The sequence below is a fragment of the Pseudomonas sp. 9.1(2019) genome (genome assembly GCF_009910445.1).
GTDB classification, from domain to species: domain Bacteria; phylum Pseudomonadota; class Gammaproteobacteria; order Pseudomonadales; family Pseudomonadaceae; genus Aquipseudomonas; species Aquipseudomonas paraversuta.
Window position 1 is genome coordinate 1 of sequence record NZ_VBWF01000002.1, and the last position, 18,954, is coordinate 18,954.

Annotated in this window: 20 protein-coding genes and 1 pseudogene; 11 read left to right on the forward strand and 10 right to left on the reverse strand. The window is 57.6% G+C overall.

Going from position 1 to position 18,954, the window contains the following annotated elements; genetic code table 11:
* A pseudogene (locus FEZ21_RS22565) lies at positions 1-195 on the forward strand (hypothetical protein); the annotation flags it as partial.
* Between the two features lie 173 nt (positions 196-368).
* Here FEZ21_RS22565 and FEZ21_RS00750 read toward each other — a convergent pair.
* A complete protein-coding gene (locus tag FEZ21_RS00750; protein ID WP_003439341.1) occupies positions 369-1,862 on the reverse strand; it encodes a CoA-acylating methylmalonate-semialdehyde dehydrogenase in 1,494 nt (497 codons plus the stop codon).
* An 85-nt stretch (positions 1,863-1,947) separates the two neighbouring features.
* Positions 1,948-3,297, reverse strand: a complete 1,350-nt coding sequence (locus FEZ21_RS00755; RefSeq protein ID WP_003439338.1) for an aspartate aminotransferase family protein — start codon at positions 3,295-3,297, stop codon at positions 1,948-1,950.
* Positions 3,298-3,420: 123 nt separating this feature from the next.
* Between FEZ21_RS00755 and FEZ21_RS00760 the strand changes: the two genes are divergently transcribed.
* From FEZ21_RS00760 to FEZ21_RS00775, 4 genes are all read left to right on the forward strand, one after another.
* Positions 3,421-4,341, forward strand: coding sequence for a LysR family transcriptional regulator (locus FEZ21_RS00760; RefSeq protein WP_003439335.1), 921 nt, complete (start codon positions 3,421-3,423; stop codon positions 4,339-4,341).
* A gap of 47 nt (positions 4,342-4,388) precedes the next feature.
* Positions 4,389-5,039: a TetR/AcrR family transcriptional regulator gene (locus FEZ21_RS00765; RefSeq protein ID WP_003439332.1), complete on the forward strand. Its 651-nt coding sequence runs from the start codon at positions 4,389-4,391 to the stop codon at positions 5,037-5,039.
* 13 nt (positions 5,040-5,052) lie between these two features.
* Complete coding sequence (locus tag FEZ21_RS00770) at positions 5,053-5,655, forward strand: YigZ family protein (protein ID WP_003439329.1); 603 nt, start codon at positions 5,053-5,055, stop codon at positions 5,653-5,655.
* Positions 5,656-6,136: 481 nt separating this feature from the next.
* Positions 6,137-6,823, forward strand: coding sequence for an SDR family oxidoreductase (locus tag FEZ21_RS00775; RefSeq protein ID WP_003439327.1), 687 nt, complete (start codon positions 6,137-6,139; stop codon positions 6,821-6,823).
* Positions 6,824-6,866: 43 nt separating this feature from the next.
* Here FEZ21_RS00775 and FEZ21_RS00780 read toward each other — a convergent pair whose 3' ends face one another.
* Positions 6,867-7,952 carry a calcium:proton antiporter gene (locus FEZ21_RS00780; protein WP_003439324.1) on the reverse strand — a complete coding sequence of 362 codons (1,086 nt, stop codon included), beginning with the start codon at positions 7,950-7,952 and terminating at the stop codon, positions 6,867-6,869.
* Positions 7,953-8,173: 221 nt separating this feature from the next.
* Here FEZ21_RS00780 and FEZ21_RS00785 point away from each other — a divergent pair, with 221 nt between their 5' ends.
* Complete coding sequence (locus FEZ21_RS00785; protein ID WP_160626262.1) at positions 8,174-9,127, forward strand: adenosine deaminase; 954 nt, start codon at positions 8,174-8,176, stop codon at positions 9,125-9,127.
* 34 nt (positions 9,128-9,161) lie between these two features.
* On the opposite strand, the gene FEZ21_RS00790 is transcribed toward FEZ21_RS00785, so the two are convergent.
* A complete protein-coding gene (locus tag FEZ21_RS00790; protein ID WP_003439319.1) occupies positions 9,162-10,079 on the reverse strand; it encodes a LysR family transcriptional regulator in 918 nt (305 codons plus the stop codon).
* Positions 10,080-10,202: 123 nt separating this feature from the next.
* Between FEZ21_RS00790 and FEZ21_RS00795 the strand changes: the two genes are divergently transcribed.
* Both FEZ21_RS00795 and FEZ21_RS22450 read left to right on the forward strand, forming a co-directional pair.
* Positions 10,203-11,216 (forward strand): zinc-binding alcohol dehydrogenase family protein, encoded by a 1,014-nt coding sequence (locus FEZ21_RS00795; RefSeq protein WP_003439317.1) that lies wholly within the window; start codon positions 10,203-10,205, stop codon positions 11,214-11,216.
* Between the two features lie 123 nt (positions 11,217-11,339).
* The gene (locus FEZ21_RS22450; RefSeq protein ID WP_003439315.1) at positions 11,340-11,510 is read left to right on the forward strand and encodes a hypothetical protein; all 171 of its coding nucleotides are present in this window, start codon (positions 11,340-11,342) and stop codon (positions 11,508-11,510) included.
* 1 nt (position 11,511) lies between these two features.
* Here the strand turns inward: FEZ21_RS22450 and FEZ21_RS00800 are convergent, their stop codons facing one another.
* Together FEZ21_RS00800 and FEZ21_RS00805 are read right to left on the reverse strand one after the other, a co-directional pair.
* A complete protein-coding gene (locus FEZ21_RS00800; RefSeq protein ID WP_010656213.1) occupies positions 11,512-12,708 on the reverse strand; it encodes a multidrug effflux MFS transporter in 1,197 nt (398 codons plus the stop codon).
* Between the two features lie 145 nt (positions 12,709-12,853).
* A complete protein-coding gene (locus FEZ21_RS00805; protein ID WP_003439311.1) occupies positions 12,854-13,054 on the reverse strand; it encodes a heavy-metal-associated domain-containing protein in 201 nt (66 codons plus the stop codon).
* A gap of 145 nt (positions 13,055-13,199) precedes the next feature.
* On the opposite strand from FEZ21_RS00805, the gene FEZ21_RS00810 reads away from it, so the two are divergent.
* A complete protein-coding gene (locus FEZ21_RS00810) occupies positions 13,200-13,580 on the forward strand; it encodes a hypothetical protein (protein WP_003439309.1) in 381 nt (126 codons plus the stop codon).
* Positions 13,581-13,623: 43 nt separating this feature from the next.
* Positions 13,624-14,028 (forward strand): Cu(I)-responsive transcriptional regulator, encoded by a 405-nt coding sequence (gene cueR, locus FEZ21_RS00815; RefSeq protein ID WP_003439306.1) that lies wholly within the window; start codon positions 13,624-13,626, stop codon positions 14,026-14,028.
* 73 nt (positions 14,029-14,101) lie between these two features.
* Here cueR and FEZ21_RS00820 read toward each other — a convergent pair whose 3' ends face one another.
* The 3 genes from FEZ21_RS00820 to FEZ21_RS00830 are packed head-to-tail and all read right to left on the reverse strand — an operon-like array spanning position 14,102 to position 16,860.
* The gene (locus tag FEZ21_RS00820) at positions 14,102-14,905 is read right to left on the reverse strand and encodes a sulfite exporter TauE/SafE family protein (RefSeq protein WP_003439305.1); all 804 of its coding nucleotides are present in this window, start codon (positions 14,903-14,905) and stop codon (positions 14,102-14,104) included.
* A gap of 8 nt (positions 14,906-14,913) precedes the next feature.
* Complete coding sequence (locus FEZ21_RS00825; RefSeq protein ID WP_010656214.1) at positions 14,914-16,479, reverse strand: bifunctional protein tyrosine phosphatase family protein/NAD(P)/FAD-dependent oxidoreductase; 1,566 nt, start codon at positions 16,477-16,479, stop codon at positions 14,914-14,916.
* 51 nt (positions 16,480-16,530) lie between these two features.
* Positions 16,531-16,860, reverse strand: a complete 330-nt coding sequence (locus tag FEZ21_RS00830) for a metalloregulator ArsR/SmtB family transcription factor (protein WP_003439303.1) — start codon at positions 16,858-16,860, stop codon at positions 16,531-16,533.
* A gap of 92 nt (positions 16,861-16,952) precedes the next feature.
* On the opposite strand from FEZ21_RS00830, the gene FEZ21_RS00835 reads away from it, so the two are divergent.
* Positions 16,953-17,816, forward strand: coding sequence for an MBL fold metallo-hydrolase (locus tag FEZ21_RS00835; protein WP_003439302.1), 864 nt, complete (start codon positions 16,953-16,955; stop codon positions 17,814-17,816).
* Positions 17,817-17,902: 86 nt separating this feature from the next.
* Here the strand turns inward: FEZ21_RS00835 and FEZ21_RS00840 are convergent, their stop codons facing one another.
* Positions 17,903-18,796: a PA4780 family RIO1-like protein kinase gene (locus tag FEZ21_RS00840; RefSeq protein ID WP_003439301.1), complete on the reverse strand. Its 894-nt coding sequence runs from the start codon at positions 18,794-18,796 to the stop codon at positions 17,903-17,905.
* Positions 18,797-18,954: the final 158 nt, after the last annotated feature.

Genomic DNA, 18,954 nt, shown 5'->3' on the forward strand with positions numbered 1-18,954 from the left:
ACAGCAGCCTCTGTTGCTGTCAAGTGGTTATTTTCAGATGTTTTCAAAGTTTCCTTTGTAACATCAACCACTTGCGCTTTCGATCTCTCGTTAGCGGGAGGCGAATTCTACAGCGTTACACGCTGCTGTCAACACCTCATTTCCTGCTTCGATGACTTGAAGCTGACACTGCCGAAGAACCGTCCAACTCATTGAAACTCAAGGAGTTTTCCGTTTCGACTGCGCCGGAAGTGGGCGAATTATAGGCCGTTGGAATTCTGGGTCAAGGACTAATTTCACATTAGTGTCATATTGCCTTTAATGCCCCCAAAAGCAGAGGCCAGCCTGGCGGCTGGCCTCTCTTCATCTATATAGCGCTTTCGCGAGTCTTAGAGACTCGGAAATGCAAACTGCGATGCCTCATGGCTAGCGCGTTGCGGCCAACGCTGGGTGATTGCCTTGCGGCGCGTGTAAAAGCGCACACCATCCGGCCCGTACGCATGCAGGTCGCCAAACAGCGAACGTTTCCAGCCGCCAAAGCTGTGGTAAGCCACCGGCACCGGCAGCGGAACGTTAACGCCCACCATCCCCACTTCAATCTCGTCGCAAAACAGACGCGCCGCTTCACCATCACGGGTGAAGATACACGTACCGTTGCCATATTCATGATCGTTGATCAGCTGCATTGCCGCTTCCAGGCTATTAACCCGCACGATGCAAAGTACCGGACCAAAAATCTCTTCTTTATAGATGCGCATCTCGGGGGTCACGCGGTCAAACAGGCAACCACCCAGGAAGAAGCCATCTTCGTGATCCTTGACGCTTAACCCGCGCCCATCAACCACCAGCTCAGCACCTGCCGTCACACCGTCCTGGACATAGCCGCTGACCTTGTCACGGGCCTGACCGGAAACCAGTGGGCCCATATCCAGACCGCACGAAGTACCTGCGCCAATTTTCAACGCCTTGATTTGCGGAACCAACTTGGCCACCAGTGCATCGGCCACCTGATCGCCTACACACACTGCAACCGAAATCGCCATGCAACGCTCGCCGCACGAACCATAGGCAGCGCCCATCAAAGCATTGACCGCGTTATCCAGATCGGCATCCGGCATCAATACCGCATGGTTCTTGGCACCGCCCAAAGCCTGAACGCGCTTGCCGCGCTTAGTGCCCTCGGCATAGATGTATTCGGCAATCGGCGTCGACCCGACAAAACTCAAGGCCTTCACTTCTGGCGCTTCGATCAATGCATCCACAGCGGTCTTGTCACCATGGACCACGTTCATTACGCCTTTAGGCAAACCGGCTTCCTGCAACAACTGGGCAATCAACAGTGTCGAGCTCGGGTCACGTTCCGACGGCTTCAGAATGAAACAGTTACCGCACACAATGGCCAGCGGATACATCCACAGCGGCACCATGGCCGGGAAGTTGAAAGGCGTAATCCCCGCCACCACACCCAATGGCTGGAAGTCCGACCAGGCATCAATGTTCGGTCCTACGTTACGGCTGTATTCGCCCTTCAGGATTTCAGGAGCAGAGCAGGCGTACTCGACGTTCTCGATTCCACGCTTCAACTCACCGGCTGCGTCTTCCAGCGTCTTGCCATGCTCTTCACTGATCAACTGCGAGATGCGTGCTTCGTTCTGTTCCAGAAGTTGCTTGAAACGGAACATCACTTGAGCGCGTTTGGCCGCAGGCGTATTACGCCACACCGGGAATGCAGCTTTGGCGGCATCGATAGCTTGTTGAATAGTCTCGCGACTGGCCAGTGGCACCTGATGAATCACTTTACCGGTCGACGGGTTGTACACATCGGCAGTGCGGCCAGAATCACTTACCATCTCGCCATTGATCAAATGTTGAATCGTGCTCATTGGAGCTCCAAAAAGTTGTCCACAGGCGCGAACAGTGCGCGCCTGTCAAAATTCAAAAAAGTCCCTTCTATATAGATAGAAGAAATCAGTCGATCTGATTCAGCGCTTCGCCGACCGCATCGAACAGGCGATCCAGTTCCTGCGGCTTGCTATTGAAAGTCGGCCCGAATTGCAGAGTGTCACCGCCGTAACGCACGTAGAAGCCGGCCTTCCACAACTTCATCGCGGCATCGAACGGGCGCACAATCGCATCGCCATCGCGCGGAGCAATCTGAATCGCACCGGCCAGGCCGTAGTTGCGAATATCGATGACGTTCTTCACGCCCTTCAGACCATGCAACGCATTCTCGAAATGCGGTGCAACTTGCGCCACGCTCTGCACCAGGTTTTCTTTTTGCAAAAGATCCAGGGCCGCCAGACCCGCAGCACACGCCACCGGATGAGCCGAATAGGTATACCCGTGCGGGAATTCAACCGCGTACTCAGGCGTCGGTTGATTCATGAAGGTGTGATAGATCTCGCTGGTAGCAATCACTGCGCCCATAGGGATCGCACCGTTAGTGACCTGCTTGGCAATACACATCAAGTCTGGCGTCACACCGAAGCTGTCGGCACCGAACATCGAGCCTGTGCGACCAAACCCGGTAATCACCTCATCAAAGACCAGCAGGATGTTGTGCTGATCACAGATTTCACGCAGACGTTTCAGATAACCCTGTGGCGGCACCAGCACACCGGCAGAGCCTGCCATCGGTTCCACAAACACGGCAGCGATGTTCGAAGCGTCATGCAGCTCGATCAACTTGAGCAGTTCATCGGCCAATGCAATCCCGCCCAACTCGGGCATACCGCGAGAGAACGCGTTGCTGGCCAGCAGTGTGTGCGGCAGATGATCAACATCCATCATCGCCTGACCAAACATCTTACGGTTGCCGTTCACACCGCCCAGACTGGTACCCGCGATGTTCACCCCGTGATAACCACGAGCACGACCAATCATCTTGGTTTTGCTCGACTGGCCTTTCAAGCGCCAGTAAGCGCGGACCATTTTCACTGCGGTATCCGCGCACTCCGAACCCGAGTCAGTGAAGAACACGTGATTCAGGTTGCCCGGCGTCAGCTCAGTGATCTTCTCGGCCAGCTGGAACGACAGTGGATGCCCGTACTGGAACGCCGGCGAGTAATCGAGGGTGCCCAACTGCTTTGAAACAGCTTCCTGAATTTCTTTGCGGGTATGCCCTGCGCCACAGGTCCATAGACCTGACAGTGAATCGTAAATTTGCCGACCCTTATCGTCCGTCAAATAGCTCCCTTTGGCCCCCACGATAAAACGCGGGTCACGATGGAAGTTACGGTTAGCGGTGTAAGGCATCCAGTGGGCATCCAGCTTGAGCTGGCTAGTCACTGTTATTTCGGCGTTTTCAGGCATGTTCATGGGCAAAACCTCGCAGAGCAGAAAGCGGCGTGGGATTGAAAGCGTTGTTGCAGCTAAATTGCCATGGCTATAAAGTCGGTGAAATCCAACTCTTCTAACCTTTAGTCAGGCCTCCACTAAACTATGAGCAGCCGTCGTCCCGATGCACTGGCCCAAGTCAGCGATTTTGATATTCGATTGCTGCGTATTTTCCGCAGCGTGGTGGAATGCGGCGGGTTCTCGGCGGCAGAAACGGTGCTCGGCATTGGCCGCTCGGCCATCAGTCAGCAGATGAGTGACCTGGAACAACGACTGGGTTTACGCCTGTGTCAGCGTGGGCGGGCGGGATTTTCTCTGACAGAAGAAGGCCGCGAGGTTTATCAGTCATCACTCCAGTTGCTGGGGGCACTCGAAAGTTTTCGTACCGAGGTCAACGGCCTGCATCACCACCTGCGTGGTGAACTGACGATTGGGCTAACCGACAACCTGGTCACCCTGCCCCACATGCGTATCACCCATGCCCTGTCCCAACTCAAAGAGCGCGGGCCCGATGTACAAATTCACATTCGAATGATCGCCCCCAATGAAGTAGAGCAAGGGGTTCTCGACGGCCGCTTGCATGTAGGCGTCGTACCCCAGGCCAGTGCGCTGTCGGGTCTTGAGTACCAACCGTTGTACAGCGAGCGCTCACTGCTCTATTGCGCTGTGGGCCACCCGTTGTTTTATGTCGATGATCGGCAACTGGCCGACCAGCGTCTCAACGAACAGGATGCCATTGCCCCGACTTTCCGCCTGCCTTCCGAGATCCAGGCGCACTACCAGGCACTTAATTGCACCGCCAGCGCGTCAGATCGCGAAGGCATGGCCTTTCTGATTCTGACCGGGCGCTACATCGGCTACCTGCCCGATCATTACGCCAGCCTGTGGGTGCAACAAGGCCGCCTGCGGGCCTTGAAAGCCAAAACCCGCTTTTATGACTTGAGTCTGGCCTCGGTCACACGTAAAGGTCGACGTCCGCATCTGGTGCTGGAAAGTTTCCTTGAGAGCCTGGAAGCGACGCGCTAACGTGAAACTGCAGCGAAAGCTCCCACAAAGATTGCTCTGGAAAACCTATGACCTTTGAAATCCCCGCCCACGATGGCAAGCCGGCTGGCCGTATTCGTCAAAAGAACGAAGAGGTCATTCTCAAGGCCGCAGAGGATGAATTTGCCCGTCATGGGTTCAAAGGCACCAGCATGAACACCATCGCGCTCAAGGCCGGCCTGCCAAAAGCCAACCTGCACTACTACTTCACCAACAAGCTGGGGCTCTATATTGCGGTATTGAGCAATATCATCGAATTGTGGGACCGCACCTTCAATACCCTGACCGCCGCAGACGATCCGGCCCAGGCACTCAGCCGTTACATCCGCGCCAAGATGGAGTTCTCACGCCAACAGCCACAGGCCTCCCGTGTATTTGCAATGGAAATCATCAGCGGTGGCGCCTGTCTGACCGAATACTTCACCCAGGACTACCGCATTTGGTTCCAGGGTCGTGCGGCCGTGTTTCAAGCCTGGATAGATGCCGGAAAAATGGACCCGGTCGACCCGGTACACCTGATTTTCCTGTTATGGGGCAGCACCCAGCATTACGCCGACTTCGCGACCCAAATCTGCCGCGTATCGGGGCGCTCGCGTTTGACCAGGCAAGACATGCAAGACGCCAGCGACAACCTGATCCGTATCATCCTCAAAGGCTGCGGCCTGACGCCTACCGTCTAAGTCTGGAACCGACATGCCTTCGACCCTCCTGGGTCTTTGCGAATACCGCGAAGAAATCCGAAAAAGCCGCTTTATCACCCTCGCCGCGCCGATCACCAATGCTCAACAGGCACAGGACTTTATCGAGCAACATAGCGACCTGAATGCCTCGCACAATTGCTGGGCCTGGAAACACGGTGATCAATATCGCAGCAGTGATGATGGCGAACCCGGCGGCACCGCTGGCCGGCCGATACTGTCAGCTATCGAGGCCCAGGACTGCGATCAGGTCGTGGTACTGGTCATTCGCTGGTATGGCGGCATCCAGCTGGGAACCGGCGGGCTGGCACGGGCTTACGGCGGCGGCGCCAACAAATGCCTGCAGGGCGCAGAAAAGCTGAGGTTGATTAGCCGTGTTGCGCTGGACTGCTCGTGCAACTTCAGCGAACTGGCACTGATTAAACTGCGGGTGGCCGAATCAGGAGGTTTGCTGATCAATGAAACCTTCACCGCCAATGGCGTTGACCTGCAACTGGCACTGGCCGAAGAACAGATCGCCCCTCTACAGCAACAACTGGCCAGTATCAGTCGCGGCAGGATTTTGCTGCACCGGCGCGAGCCCGGCACAGAGGAGTAAATACGCCATATCCTTCCCCCGGACTTGCCCACAGTCACTGTGCACCCAACTGTGGATAACCTGAGTACACAAGGCTGCAGCCCTTGTGTCACGGGCATTGCACAGGTTTGTACGTTTTTTGACCTGCTTTCTTCAAAACAAAGAAAATCTATTTAAAAACAGTCATTTAGACAAGGTTATCGCGGTTAGAACAAAGCAGCCCGGTGCTTATACCCCTCAACCGAAGTTGCACACAGTTACTGTGGAACAACCTGTGGATAACCCGTGCAAATACCCCGCGAATTCAATCTGCGTAACGCCTGCTTATCTTTGTACGTTTTTTAACCAAATCGACATTTAAACAACCATAGCCTGACGCGCCCTGAAACTCTCTCCTACCTGAACAAAGGAACAGGCCCACACCTCAAAGCTGGGCACTCGCACAGCGATGGAGTAAAAACCTTTACGGTGAATTCCCTTTAGCTCTAGAAGGACGCTACTCATGACAGCAAAACATGCACTGATTATCGGAGCTTCACGCGGATTGGGACTGGGCCTGGTCAAAGAGTTACTCAAGGACGGCTGGCAAGTCACCGCGACTGTCCGCGATCCCAATAAAGCCGACGCATTGAAATCACTGGGCCAAGTGAGCATTGAGCAACTGGACATCGACAACCACCAGGCCATCAAGGCATTGAGCAACAGGTTGAACAACCAGGTCTTCGACCTGCTGTTCATCAATGCCGGCATCAAAGGCCCGGATGATCAATGGTCGGGCAACGCAACCCTGGCTGAGGTTGGCCAGTTGTTTTATACCAACAGCGTGGCGCCAATTAATCTGGCGAAAGCGTTTGTCAGTAAAGTCCGAAAAGACAGCGGCGTACTGGCCTTCATGAGTTCGGTGCTGGGCAGCATCACTGTGCCGGACGCGCCTGAAATGGCGCTCTATAAAGCCAGCAAGGCTGCACTCAACTCCATGACCACGACCTTTGTGCATCAGGAACTGGGGGACAACAATCCCACCGTTCTCTCCATGCATCCGGGCTGGGTAAAAACCGACATGGGCGGCGAAGGTGCCGAGATCGATGTCGAAACCAGCACCCGGGGCCTCGTTGAACAAGTCAAAGCCTACGCAGGTAAAGGCGGCCATCACTTTATCGACTACAAAGGCCAGACAATTCCCTGGTAACCAACCACTGAGCCCGCTCCCGACGGACCGGGCTCAGCTGTGGTTAAAGCCCCAGCAACGACAGCATGATAAAAGTCGCAAACAGCACGAAGTGGGTCATGCCCTCGATGGCATTGGTTTCGCCGTCATTGAGGTTGATGGCACAGACCACCAGGGTAATCAGCACCATCACTGTCTGCACCGGGGTCATGGCCATCTGAAACGGCTGCCCGGTATACAGTGCCATTGCCTCCATCACCGGCACCGTCAGAATCACCGTGGACAATGAAGCGCCCAACGCCACGTTAACCACCGACTGCATGCGATTGGCCAATGCGGCACGCAGGGCCGTGAGGATTTCCGGCGCGGCCGAAATTGCGGCCACCACAATGGCCGTGATCACCGGCGGTGCGCCCGTGCCCTCAAGACCAAGGTCCAGGGTTTTGGACATCACCTCTGCCAGCGCACCAATCACGATAACCCCCAGTGCCAGCACGGTTACCGACAGTTTGAGGTTCGCCGGCTCTTCTTTGTGCTCACCCTTGCGGCGTTTCTTGTCCGGGTAGCTGTAACTGAAGAAGTAACTGTGCGGCCCGACCTGCATCCGCAAAAACAGGGTGTAGAGCAATACCATCGCGCCGATGGTGAAGGCCGAGTAAATTTTCCAGTCAGCCTCGGGGATAAACTCCGGCACCACCATGGACACCCCCATGGCAGTAAGAATCATCACCGTGTAGGTGCGGGCCGAATCATCGTTGTAGGACTGCTCGCCATGTTTGATCCCGCCCATCAGTGCCGCCAGGCCGAGAATGCCATTGATGTCGAGCATGACCGCAGAGTAAATCGTGTCCCGTACCAGGGTCGGTGATGCTTCGTTGCTCATCATGATGGCCAGGATCACCACCTCGACCAAAACGGCGGACAAGGTAAGGATCATCGTGCCATAGGGATCGCCGACTTTTTCTGCCAGTACCTCGGCGTGATGGGCCACGCGCATCGAGGCACACACAATCGCAGCCACAAGCACAACCCCTGCTGCCAGGGCGGTAATCTGGCCGTTGCTCAGTAGCCAATGCTCCAGCGGGTAAGCCAGCGCCACCATCACGATCGCCAGCAACAGCAGTTTTTCGTCTTTCAATAGAGTCAGCATTGCGGGCCTTTTGCCAGTAAACAAACACAGGTTGATGGGTTACAGACTTCCACAACTTGCTAACGTTTCGTTACATGTTAGTTCACAGGCCCGCCCGTCCAGGCCTCTGTCACCCCTGGCAACCGTACGCTGCGACAAATAGCTTGGTCGGGTTTTACCAAATGTGTAGCAGCACGCCTGTAGAATGCTGGGATCTGCACCTGATTTAATGAGAATTTTTTATGTACGACTGGCTCAACGCCCTGCCAAAAGCTGAACTGCACATGCATCTTGAGGGATCCCTGGAACCCGAACTGCTGTTCGCTCTGGCTGAGCGCAACAAGATTGCCCTGCCCTGGAACGACGTTGAAACCTTGCGCAAAGCGTATGCCTTCAACAACCTGCAAGAGTTCCTCGACCTGTATTACAAGGGTGCAGACGTATTGCGTACGTCCCAGGATTTCTACGACCTGACCTGGGCCTACCTGCTGCGTTGCAAGGCGCAGAATGTGATTCACACTGAACCCTTCTTCGACCCGCAAACCCACACTGACCGCGGGATTCCCTTCGAAGTGGTGCTCAACGGCATCGCCAGCGCACTCAAGGACGGCGAGCAGCAACTGGGTATCACCAGCGGTCTGATCCTGAGTTTTCTGCGTCACTTGAGTGAAGAAGAAGCGGAAAAAACCCTCGATCAGGCACTGCCATTTCGCGAAACATTTGTCGCCGTTGGCCTCGACAGCTCAGAAATGGGCCACCCGCCGAGCAAGTTCCAGCGCGTCTTCGATCGCGCCCGTCACGAAGGCTTTCTCACCGTCGCACACGCCGGCGAAGAGGGCCCGCCGGAGTACATCTGGGAGGCGCTCGATCTGCTCAAAATCCAGCGCATCGACCACGGTGTACGGGCTATTGAAGACGAGCGTCTGATGCAGCGCATTATCGACGAGCAAATCCCGCTGACCGTGTGCCCGCTCTCGAATACCAAACTCTGCGTGTTTGATCACATGTCGCAGCACAACATTCTCGACATGCTCGAGCGCGGCGTGAAGGTGACCGTCAATTCCGATGACCCGGCCTATTTCGGTGGTTACATGACCGAAAACTTCCACGCCCTGTACACCGACCTGGGCATGACCCAGGATCAGGCCAAGCGTCTGGCGCAAAACAGCCTGGATGCACGCTTGATCAAGCCGTAAACCTGTTGTGGGAGCTGGCTGCCGGCTCCCACAGTCAGCCTTGACGGCCTCGGTCGCGGGCCAACCCCGCGCACCGCTCAACCAGCATGTCGTGTAATAACCTCACCGGTTTGCTCAGTTGCGCACGATGGCCGCACAGCAGGTTCAACGGCGCCCGCTCACAGGTCAGCTCGGGCAACAGCACCTTGAGCCGGCCCGAAGTCACATCCCCCGCTACATCCAGCCAGGACTTGTAGGCAATCCCGGCCCCGGCCAACGCCCACAAGCGCACCACATCGGCATCGTCACTGAACCGGTCGCCACTGACCGTCAGCCCAAGCTCACGCTTGCCATCATTGAATTGCCAATAGTCGTGGACTCGCGTGCCGAGCATGTACAGCAGGCAATTGTGTTGCAACAGCTGTTCGAGCTGACGCGGCTCGCCCTTGCGCACCAGGTAGTCAGGGGACGCACACAGCACCCGGCGATTGTCTGCCGCCACCGGCAAGGCCACCAGGCTGGAGTCTTCAGGCTCACCGTAGCGCAAGGCGATATCTACCGGCTGACGGAACAGGTCGGCAATTCGGTCCCCCAGCAACAAACGCACCGTGAGCTTCGGGTGCTCACGCTGAAACTGATCCAGCCAGGGCAGCAGTAAATTACGCCCGAAGTCCGAGGGGGCCGACAGCTGCAGCACCCCACTGACCTGATCTTGCCCACGAGCCAGCAAGCGCCGTCCTTCATCCAGACTGCTTAATGCCGTACGCGCATATTCGAGAAAACCTTCACCTTCTGCAGTCAGCCGCAAACTCCGGGTGGAGCGGGCCAGCAGCCGGGTATTCAGCTGCGCCTCGATGCGCTTGAGCGCCGCACTGGCCACCGCCGGCGACATGTCCATTACCCGTGCTGCCGCCGACAAACTGCCCAGGTCTGCGGCGCGAACAAACAGTTGCAGGTCATCGAAACGCAGCATTGAAAACACACCCGGGAATTATCAATAAAATATTGAAAGAGACTGCTGTTTTAGCCGGTTTTATCATTCCACGAAATAGCTAATCATGGTTCTACTTTCTTAATCTCCTTCAGGACTTGTCCCATGAAAGCTATCGCCTATTACCAGTCGCTACCGATTCAAGACCCCCAAGCCCTGCAAGACATCGAACTGCCAGAGCCGATTGCCGGCCCCCGCGACCTGCTGGTTGAAGTAAAAGCCATTTCCGTGAACCCGGTGGACACCAAAGTCCGGCAGAACGTACAACCGCAAGACGGCGAAGCCAAAGTGCTGGGATGGGACGTCGCCGGTGTGGTCAAGGCGGTTGGCAGTGAGGCGAGCCTGTTCAAGGTTGGCGACAAGGTGTTCTATGCAGGCTCCATCGCCCGCGCCGGCGCCAACAGCGAACGTCATGTGGTGGATGAGCGGATCGTCGGTCACATGCCCAAGAGCCTCGGTTTCGCCGAAGCCGCGGCGCTGCCACTGACCGCAATCACCGCCTGGGAACTGTTGTTTGAACGGCTTGGCATTAATGAGGGCAAGGTCGACCAGCAACAGAGCCTGTTGATTGTCGGCGCGGCCGGAGGCGTCGGCTCGATCCTGACTCAACTGGCCAGCCAGCTCACGGCACTCAAGGTAATTGGCAGCGCATCGCGCCCCGAGACCCAAGCCTGGGTACGGGAGTTGGGCGCGGACCTCATTGTCGATCATCGTCAGCCCCTGAGCGAAGCGCTCAAACACCAGGGCATCAACAGCGTTACCCACGTCGCCAGCCTGACCCAGACCGATCAGCACCTGGATCAACTGGTCGAAGCACTGGCTCCCCAGGGCAAACTGGCCCTGATCGACGACCCCAAGGCCCTCGACATTACCAAGCTCAAGCGCAAGAGCCTGTCGCTGCACTGGGAGTTCATGTACACCCGTTCGCTGTTCGAAACGCCGGACATGATCGAGCAACATCATCTGCTCAACCGGGTGGCCGAACTGATCGATGCCGGCACTTTGCGCACCACCGTTGGCGAGCACTTCGGCACCATCAACGCGGCCAACCTGCGCCGCGCCCATACGCTGCTGGAAAGCGGCAAGTCCAAAGGCAAGATTGTGCTCGAAGGGTTCTGATCTGGCATGACGCGAGGCTGAAAGCGCCAGTTTCAACCGTCAGTCAGAGACTTGATCCCTGACATATTTCACCGGCGATTCGGTAATACACTGGCCTCCTTTGCGAACCAAGGGAGGCCAGTAATGAAAATCCTGATAAAAGCGTTAGCAAGATCCCGTGACTGCCAATGGCAGGTTCAACTCGACCAGCAAGCCGTCAATTTTCGCAGCGAGGCCGAGGCTCGCGCCTTTGTCGACAAGCTGCAGTCCCGCCTGCAAGCCCCGCATGTACTGCCCGCACCTTTGGCGGGCTGATTCAGACCGGCTCTTGAGCGGCGATCCGGGCGCTATAGACACGCCGGGTCGCCATCCCGATAGCCACCGCCAGTACCCCGCACAAGGTGATCACCATCGCCATTGGCAGCGCCGTGCCATCGTGCAACACGCCGACCAATGAAGCTGCGGCTGCGGCCACACTGAACTGCAAACAGCCGAGCATGGCCGAAGCACTGCCGGCCCGCGCGCCCTGCCCGCTCATGGCGCAGGCAGAAGCGTTGGGGATGATGCAGCCCAGGCTGGCAATACAGATAAACAACGGGATCAGCAACGGCCACAGCTGCTCTGTGTGCAAGGCACTAATGCCCAGCAACACCAGACCGGCCGCCAGATAAACCCACACCGTACGCGCCAGCAAAAAGGCCGGCCCGCGTCTGGCCAGCAACCGGGCATTGACCTGCGCCACCAAAATAAAGCCCGCGGCATTGCTGCCAAACAGCCAGCCGTAATGCTCTGCCGGTACACCGTAGAGTTTGATAAATACGAAAGGTGAACCCGCAATGTAGGCAAACATCCCGGCCATCGCGATCCCGCCGGTGAGTGCATGCCCCAGGAATTCACGGTCCTTGAGCAGGCGGCCATATTGACGCAAGGCCCCCGACAAAGGCTGGCGCGGCACATTGGCGGGCAGGCTTTCCGGCAGACCCAGCGCCACGGCCAGGGCCGCCAGAGCACTGAACACCGTCAACACGATAAAGATCGACTGCCAGCCATGCAGATTGACCAGCAGACCACCGAGCATCGGCGCCAGAATCGGTGCCAGTCCCATTACCAGCATCAGTTGCGAAAACACCTTGGCCGAACCTACCGCGTCGCATTTATCACTGACAATCGCCCGCGATAGCACCATGCCCGCGCAACCGCCCAGCGCCTGAACGAATCGGGCACCAATCAACCATTCCAGGGTGGGGGCAAATGCACAGGCCAGGGAGGCCGCAGTGAACAGGCCGACACCCACCAGCAGCGGAATGCGTCGACCAAAACGGTCTGCGATCGGCCCATAGGCCAGCTGGCCGATGGACAAGCCCAGGAAGTAAACCGCCAGCGTTAGCTGGATATGTTGTTCATCTGTTGCAAAAGCCTGTGCCATCGCCGGGAAGCCCGGCAGATAGAAGTCGATTGCCAAAGGACCGAAGGCGCTCAGGGCGCCTAAAATCAGGATTGTTCTAAAGTTCATCAGGTATCCAAATCGAGCTGCGGTTGGCGCAGCCCGATAGTCTAGCTGTGGTTACAGAACTTGAACATAACGATAGCCAGCTAGCTAATAAACTAGACTGACCCAAGCGTTGCAGGCGCCACTGCGCGCCAGCAGAGGGCCTGCATTAATGGGCGGTACGCGCCTCGAATCCGGCATTGGTAATGGCGTCGATGATTTCCAGTGACGGCAGCACGCTCTCGACTTTTACGGTCTTGGTCTCCAGATCGACCTCAACTTTCGAATTCGGATCGATCCGCTGAATGGCGTTGGTTACCCCACGCACACAGCCACCACAGGTCATTCCGTCTACTTTGAATGTTTGCAAGATAATTGCTCCTTGGTTTGAGAGGCCTGCAGCTTTCACCTTCCCACCATGGCAAGGTCAAGCCCCGTGTTGCTTTCGCGCGCTGGCAATCTGTCCCCCGCTCGGCCAAGCTGCAGCCATGGGATTTAACACAGGATACTTAGCCATGCGCTGGTCCGCTTTGAGCCTAGTCAGCCTTTTGGGTCTTGTCAGTGTGCCGCTATGGGCACATGCCGATCAGGACTACGGGGTTTTGATCATCTCCCGTGAGCGCCTTGAAGTACCGACCAGCTGCGAAGTCGGGGTGTATATAGATGACCAGTTGGCAGGGCGTTTGTTTCAGGAACAAACCCTGGCGTTCAATCTGCCGCCAGCCACTGTGGGTATCCGCCTCAAGCTTTTACCGGGCCAGGCGCCGGGCTGCTTGCCGGGCATGCTGGTACCGCCGGCCCAGCAATTCTCTTTAAAAGCCGGGGATGTGCGCAAATACCGCATCGCCCTGGGCAAGGACGGCATGTACCTCAAGCCCGCCAGGCTGGAATACTGATTGCGGTGCACACCCGGGAATCTTGAGTAATGAGGCGAGCGTCATGAATATCGGCCAGGCCGCAAGGCACAGTGGCTTGAGTGCCAAGATGATTCGTTATTACGAGTCCATCGGGCTGCTCAAACCCGCGAACCGCAGCGATAGCGGATACCGTCTTTACAGCGACGATGACCTGCACACACTGGCGTTTATCAAACGCTCCCGTGATCTGGGCTTTTCACTGGATGAGGTCGGCAAACTGCTGGCCCTCTGGCAAGACCGCCAGCGCGCCAGCGGCGATGTTAAAGCCCTGGCCCGTCAGCACATTGATGAGTTGAATCAAAAAATCCGCGAGCTGACCAGCCTGCGCGACACCTTGCATGAGCTGGTCGAAAGCTGCCAGGGCGACCACCGCCCCGACTGCCCGATCCTCAAGGATCTGGAATCGGGCGCCTGTTGTACTCACTGAAAACAGCCAGCCCCGGTGGGAGACGCCGCTGTTGCTCCCGTCGCCAGTAATCCGGGCACCGAGATAGTACGGCTCAAAACACTGTCATCAGCACTTTGCCGATCATCATGACGCTGACCAGCGCGCAGAGCACTGCAAACCCTTGCTGCATCAGGCGCTCGGAGACCTTCGGCGCAATCATCCGTCCGGCGATCATCCCGCCAAGGGTCGCACCGATAAACAGCGCCGCATCCCCCGAAAGACTGAAGCCCTGATACAACAGATGCCCCACAGTGCCCAGCGACACCAGCGCCACGACCATCAGCGACGTAGCAACAATGCCGTGCATAGGTACATCACTGAATTTCCGGAAGGCCGGGACAATCAAAAAACCGCCGCCTACCCCCAGCAATCCGGTGAGCCAGCCCGACACCGCACCAATGGCGGCCAGGGTGGTGGAGCACTTTACATCCCACTCCAGTCGCCCGGTGGAAGGGTTCACCCGACAGTTCTTGTGAGGCGCAGCCTCAGCCACGTGGGCGCAATCCGTTCTGGCCTGCATGAACATGCGCCCACTGACGAATACCATTACACAACCAAACATCGCCATCAGCGCGGTGCCCGGCAACAGCTTGGCCAGGTGCAGTCCGAACGGGGACGCCAGCCAGCCGGCACTTGCCATCAGCCCGGCCGCCTTGTAACGCACCAGCCCCTTGCGCAGACCGTCCAGCGCGCCCACTGCCGCCGCAATACCCACGGCCAGCAGCGCCACCGGAGTCGCCTCGAGCAGAGACCAGCCCAGGCCCAGCGTCAGCGCCGGGATGGCCAGAATCCCCCCGCCTGCTCCCGTCAGCCCGAGCAACAAGCCCACCAGCACACCCAACACGATGATCAACATAATCTGGCTCAGTCCGCCTTGCAGTCAGTGAACCACTCGCGCCCCTTGAGCATGCCGTTCCAGTAGAACCAGGGGAGCAAGGTTGCCTTCAGCAACCAGGCCGACTTGCGGGCCACCGTCGGGTCCAGCGGGAACGTCGGCAGCAGTTTGCCGCCATAACCGAACTCGGCCAGAATCACTTTGCCTTTCTCCACCGTCAGCGGGCAGGAACCGTAGCCATCGTAGCGCTTGGGCAAGACGGCCCCATTGCGCAAGGCGATCAGGTTGTCAGCCACTACCACCACCTGTTTGCGGGCTGCTGCGGCAGTCTTGGCATTGGATGTGCCGCACACATCGCCCAGGGCGAATATGTCTGGATAACGCGGATGCTGCAGGGTCGCCGGGTCGGTCTCAAACCAGCCGGCTTTATCCGCCAGCTCACTGCGCCGGATAACATCGGGGGCCTGTTGCGGTGGCACCACATGCAGCATGTCGAACTTCTTCTCGACCCGCGTCACGTTGCCGTCTGCGCCCGTCACATCAAACCAGGCGGTCCTGTTCGGGCCATCGACCTTGACCAGATTGGACTGAAAGGCCAATTGGGCGTTGTAGGCTTCAACGTATTTCATCAGCGCCGGGACAAACGCCGGGACGCCGAACAGCGCTGCTCCCGCCAGATTGAATTGCACCTCGATCGAATCCAGCACCCCCTGTTTACGCCAATGATCACAGGACAGGTACATGGCTTTTTGCGGAGCACCGGCACACTTGATCGGCATGCCCGGCTGGGTAAACAGCGCTTTGCCGCCACGCAGGGTGCGCACCAGTTCCCAGGTGTAAGGCGCCAGATCGTGGCGATAATTGGAGGTGACCGCGTTTTTGCCCAAAGTCTCTTCCAGGCCCTCGATGTTCTCCCAGGCCAACTGCAACCCGGGGCACACGATCAATTGCTGATAGCCAAGCTCGGAGCCATCACTGAGCAACACCACCTTGCGTTGCGGGGCAAAAGCGCTCAGTGACGCTTTAATCCATACAACCTGTTTGGGCATCACTGTCGCGGTGGGGCGAACCGTGTCCTTGACCTCGTAGGCACCACCGCCGACCAGTGTCCACGCTGGCTGATAATAGTGTTCGGTATTGGGCTCGATCACCGCGATGCGCAGGGACGAGTCGCGCTTCAACAGGCTTGCCGACACCGAGATGCCCGCCGAGCCACCGCCGACCACAACCACGTCGTACTGCTTGATTTCCGGGGTACCCAGAGTGGCCGCTTGGTAGAGCTTCGAAGAGCGGTTACCGGTGCGACAGTAGGCCAGAACAGGGGTTGCCAGTTCGCCAAGCAGATGCTGCAACTGCTGCGCTTGCTCCGGTGTTGCGCCAGTGGTCTGTACCGGCAGGTAAACAAAGCTCAGGCCCAGGGCTTCGGCGGCTTGCTGCATCGAAGTGTGCCCGGGTTGTTCTGGCCCGCCTTCATGATCCGGCCGGTTGCAGATCACACTGCGAAACCCCAGCGCGGCTAAAGTATGGAGATCAGACTGCTCGATCTGACCCGTCACAGAAAATGACTCGTCGATTCGCTTGATGCTTTGCTCCATTGAGCACTCCAGGCACAACAAAAATGAATGGAATAGGCAGGTGAGTAACCGTCACTTTTTAAGCGCTTGCCCACAGTACAAGCCTGACAGGGTTTGCATCACCGAGACCACTTCGAAGCTGGCGAGCGAGTAGAAAATATACTTCCCCATGCGACGGGTATTGACCATGCCTTCATCACGCAACACCCCGAGTTGCTGCGACAGCGTTGGCTGCCTGATGCCCGTCAGCGCCTCAAGCTCGCCGACATTGCGTTCGCCCTGGGTCAATTGGCAAAGCAGCAGCAGCCGGTCTTCGTTGGCCAGGGCTTTGAGTAGCGTGCAGGCTTTGGACGCAGAGTCGCGCAGAAGTCCGATTTCTTCGCTGGTTAGCTGAGCAGACATGGAAAGCTCCGGGACGTGATGATCGACAGTCTACGACCCGATAATATATGTTTCAATATATTGAGTATTTACTGATCCATGGGAGGACCTTCATGCACACCGAAATTCAAGGTTTCTTCGACGCCGTAACGTCGACCGTGAGCTACGTGGTCTATGAGGCTGACGGTGGCGAGTGCGCAATCATTGACCCGGTACTCGACTACGATGCCGCTGCCGGGCGTATCAGCACGACAGGCGCCGACACGATCGCCGCCTTCGTCCAGGCCCATGACCTGAAGGTGCAGTGGTTGCTGGAGACTCACGCCCATGCCGATCATCTGTCTGCCAGCGCCTACCTCAAGCGTACCCTGGGAGGCCGGATCGGCATCGGCGCGCCGATCACCCAGGTCCAGAGTGTGTTCCGTGACATCTACAACCTTGAGCCGGCATTCAAACTGGACGGTTCGCAGTTCGACCATTTGTTCCAGCCCGATGAGGAGTTCCGCATTGGCCGCCTGCACGTACGGGCACTGCACGTGCCGGGGCACACCCCGGCCGACATGGCCTATCAGGTAGAACACAGCAACCTGTTTGTGGGCGACACCCTGTTCATGCCCGATGTCGGCACCGCCCGCTGCGACTTCCCCGGGGGCGATGCGCAACAGTTGTATCAATCGATCAGGAGGTTGCTGGCCCTGGCGCCAGAGACCCGACTATTCATGTGCCATGACTACCCGCCGGCAGGACGCGAAGCCACATGGTCAACCACCGTCGGCGAACAGCGCGCCAGCAATATCCATGTCAACGACAGCGTTGATCTGGCGGGTTTCGTCGACATGCGCACCGCACGCGACGCGACGCTCGGGGTTCCGGCACTCTTGATTCCGGCCATTCAGATCAACATTCGGGCCGGTAACCTGCCGCCCGCCGATGACAGCGGTTTGTGCAGTCTGAAGATTCCCCTGAACCGGTTTTAAACCAGCCCGCCCCCTCATCCGCTCCGGCGGGGTTTGGGCCGCGCCCATAAAAAATCCGGCCTGGGCCGGATTTTTTATTCATCGAATTACTGCATCCAGGGTGGAGGCGGCTCTTCGGCTTTGCTCGGTGGCGCATCGTCCGCAGCACGTACGGCCTGACGGAACGCTTCGTCCAGACGCGCAGCTTCAATCTCGCGCATCACACCGCCAACATCGGCCAGCTCGTCCGGCTCGTCAAACTCACCGGTCAGCACGCTGCCCGGGTGCAACGTAGCCGCTTCGTAAAGCGCCCACATTTCCTTGGCGTACTTGGTGGTCTTGAGCTCCGGGGCAAAACGTCCGAAGTAGGAAGCCATGTTGCCCACGTCACGCTCCAGCATGCTGAACGCGTGGTTGTTGCCCGCAGCATCGACCGCTTGCGGCAGGTCGATGATTACCGGCCCGGTAGGCGTCAGCAATACGTTGAATTCGGACAAGTCACCGTGGACCAGACCGGTGCACAACATCAGCACTATCTGTTGAATCAGAAACCCGTGGAACTCGCGGGCCTGATCCGGCTCCAGCACCACGTCATTCAGACGCGGCGCAGCATCACCGTACTCATCGGCCACCAGCTCCATCAACAGCACGCCTTCCAGGAAGTCGTACGGCTTGGGAACCCGGACTCCGGCACCCGCCAAACGGAACAGTGCTGCCACTTCGGCATTCTGCCAGGCATCTTCGGTTTCTTTACGACCGAACTTCGAGCCCTTGGCCATCGCTCGGGCCTGACGGCTGTTGCGAACCTTGCGACCCTCCTGATATTCGGCGGCCTGGCGAAAACTACGTTTGTTAGCCTCCTTATAAACCTTGGCGCATCGCAGCTCATTGCCGCAGCGGACTACGTACACAGCTGCTTCTTTGCCACTCATGAGTGGGCGCAGCACCTCGTCGATCAGACCGTCTTCGATCAGGGGTTCTAAGCGTTTTGGAGTCTTCATCAGCTTTTATTGTGGGTCCTTTATTACCAAACACGCGAATGTCACTCGTTATACGGCAATCCACTCACCACGGGGAGAGGGGGGCCGTGTTAAGAGTCGCTTGTGTGCACTCCATGTGCCAACAAATCCGGAAAGTCGCTTCCTGCGCCAGCCGTCCC

Excerpts from the sequence above, each read along its gene's own strand:
- FEZ21_RS00750 (WP_003439341.1), bottom strand. The coding sequence starts at position 1,862 with ATGAGCACGATTCAACATTTGATCAATGGCGAGATGGTAAGTGATTCT.
- FEZ21_RS00755 (WP_003439338.1), bottom strand. The coding sequence starts at position 3,297 with ATGAACATGCCTGAAAACGCCGAAATAACAGTGACTAGCCAGCTCAAG.
- FEZ21_RS00760 (WP_003439335.1), top strand. The coding sequence starts at position 3,421 with ATGAGCAGCCGTCGTCCCGATGCACTGGCCCAAGTCAGCGATTTTGAT.
- FEZ21_RS00765 (WP_003439332.1), top strand. The coding sequence starts at position 4,389 with ATGACCTTTGAAATCCCCGCCCACGATGGCAAGCCGGCTGGCCGTATT.
- FEZ21_RS00770 (WP_003439329.1), top strand. The coding sequence starts at position 5,053 with ATGCCTTCGACCCTCCTGGGTCTTTGCGAATACCGCGAAGAAATCCGA.
- FEZ21_RS00775 (WP_003439327.1), top strand. The coding sequence starts at position 6,137 with ATGACAGCAAAACATGCACTGATTATCGGAGCTTCACGCGGATTGGGA.
- FEZ21_RS00780 (WP_003439324.1), bottom strand. The coding sequence starts at position 7,952 with ATGCTGACTCTATTGAAAGACGAAAAACTGCTGTTGCTGGCGATCGTG.
- FEZ21_RS00785 (WP_160626262.1), top strand. The coding sequence starts at position 8,174 with ATGTACGACTGGCTCAACGCCCTGCCAAAAGCTGAACTGCACATGCAT.
- FEZ21_RS00790 (WP_003439319.1), bottom strand. The coding sequence starts at position 10,079 with ATGCTGCGTTTCGATGACCTGCAACTGTTTGTTCGCGCCGCAGACCTG.
- FEZ21_RS00795 (WP_003439317.1), top strand. The coding sequence starts at position 10,203 with ATGAAAGCTATCGCCTATTACCAGTCGCTACCGATTCAAGACCCCCAA.
- FEZ21_RS22450 (WP_003439315.1), top strand. The coding sequence starts at position 11,340 with ATGAAAATCCTGATAAAAGCGTTAGCAAGATCCCGTGACTGCCAATGG.
- FEZ21_RS00800 (WP_010656213.1), bottom strand. The coding sequence starts at position 12,708 with ATGAACTTTAGAACAATCCTGATTTTAGGCGCCCTGAGCGCCTTCGGT.
- FEZ21_RS00810 (WP_003439309.1), top strand. The coding sequence starts at position 13,200 with ATGCGCTGGTCCGCTTTGAGCCTAGTCAGCCTTTTGGGTCTTGTCAGT.
- cueR (WP_003439306.1), top strand. The coding sequence starts at position 13,624 with ATGAATATCGGCCAGGCCGCAAGGCACAGTGGCTTGAGTGCCAAGATG.
- FEZ21_RS00820 (WP_003439305.1), bottom strand. The coding sequence starts at position 14,905 with ATGTTGATCATCGTGTTGGGTGTGCTGGTGGGCTTGTTGCTCGGGCTG.
- FEZ21_RS00825 (WP_010656214.1), bottom strand. The coding sequence starts at position 16,479 with ATGGAGCAAAGCATCAAGCGAATCGACGAGTCATTTTCTGTGACGGGT.
- FEZ21_RS00830 (WP_003439303.1), bottom strand. The coding sequence starts at position 16,860 with ATGTCTGCTCAGCTAACCAGCGAAGAAATCGGACTTCTGCGCGACTCT.
- FEZ21_RS00835 (WP_003439302.1), top strand. The coding sequence starts at position 16,953 with ATGCACACCGAAATTCAAGGTTTCTTCGACGCCGTAACGTCGACCGTG.
- FEZ21_RS00840 (WP_003439301.1), bottom strand. The coding sequence starts at position 18,796 with ATGAAGACTCCAAAACGCTTAGAACCCCTGATCGAAGACGGTCTGATC.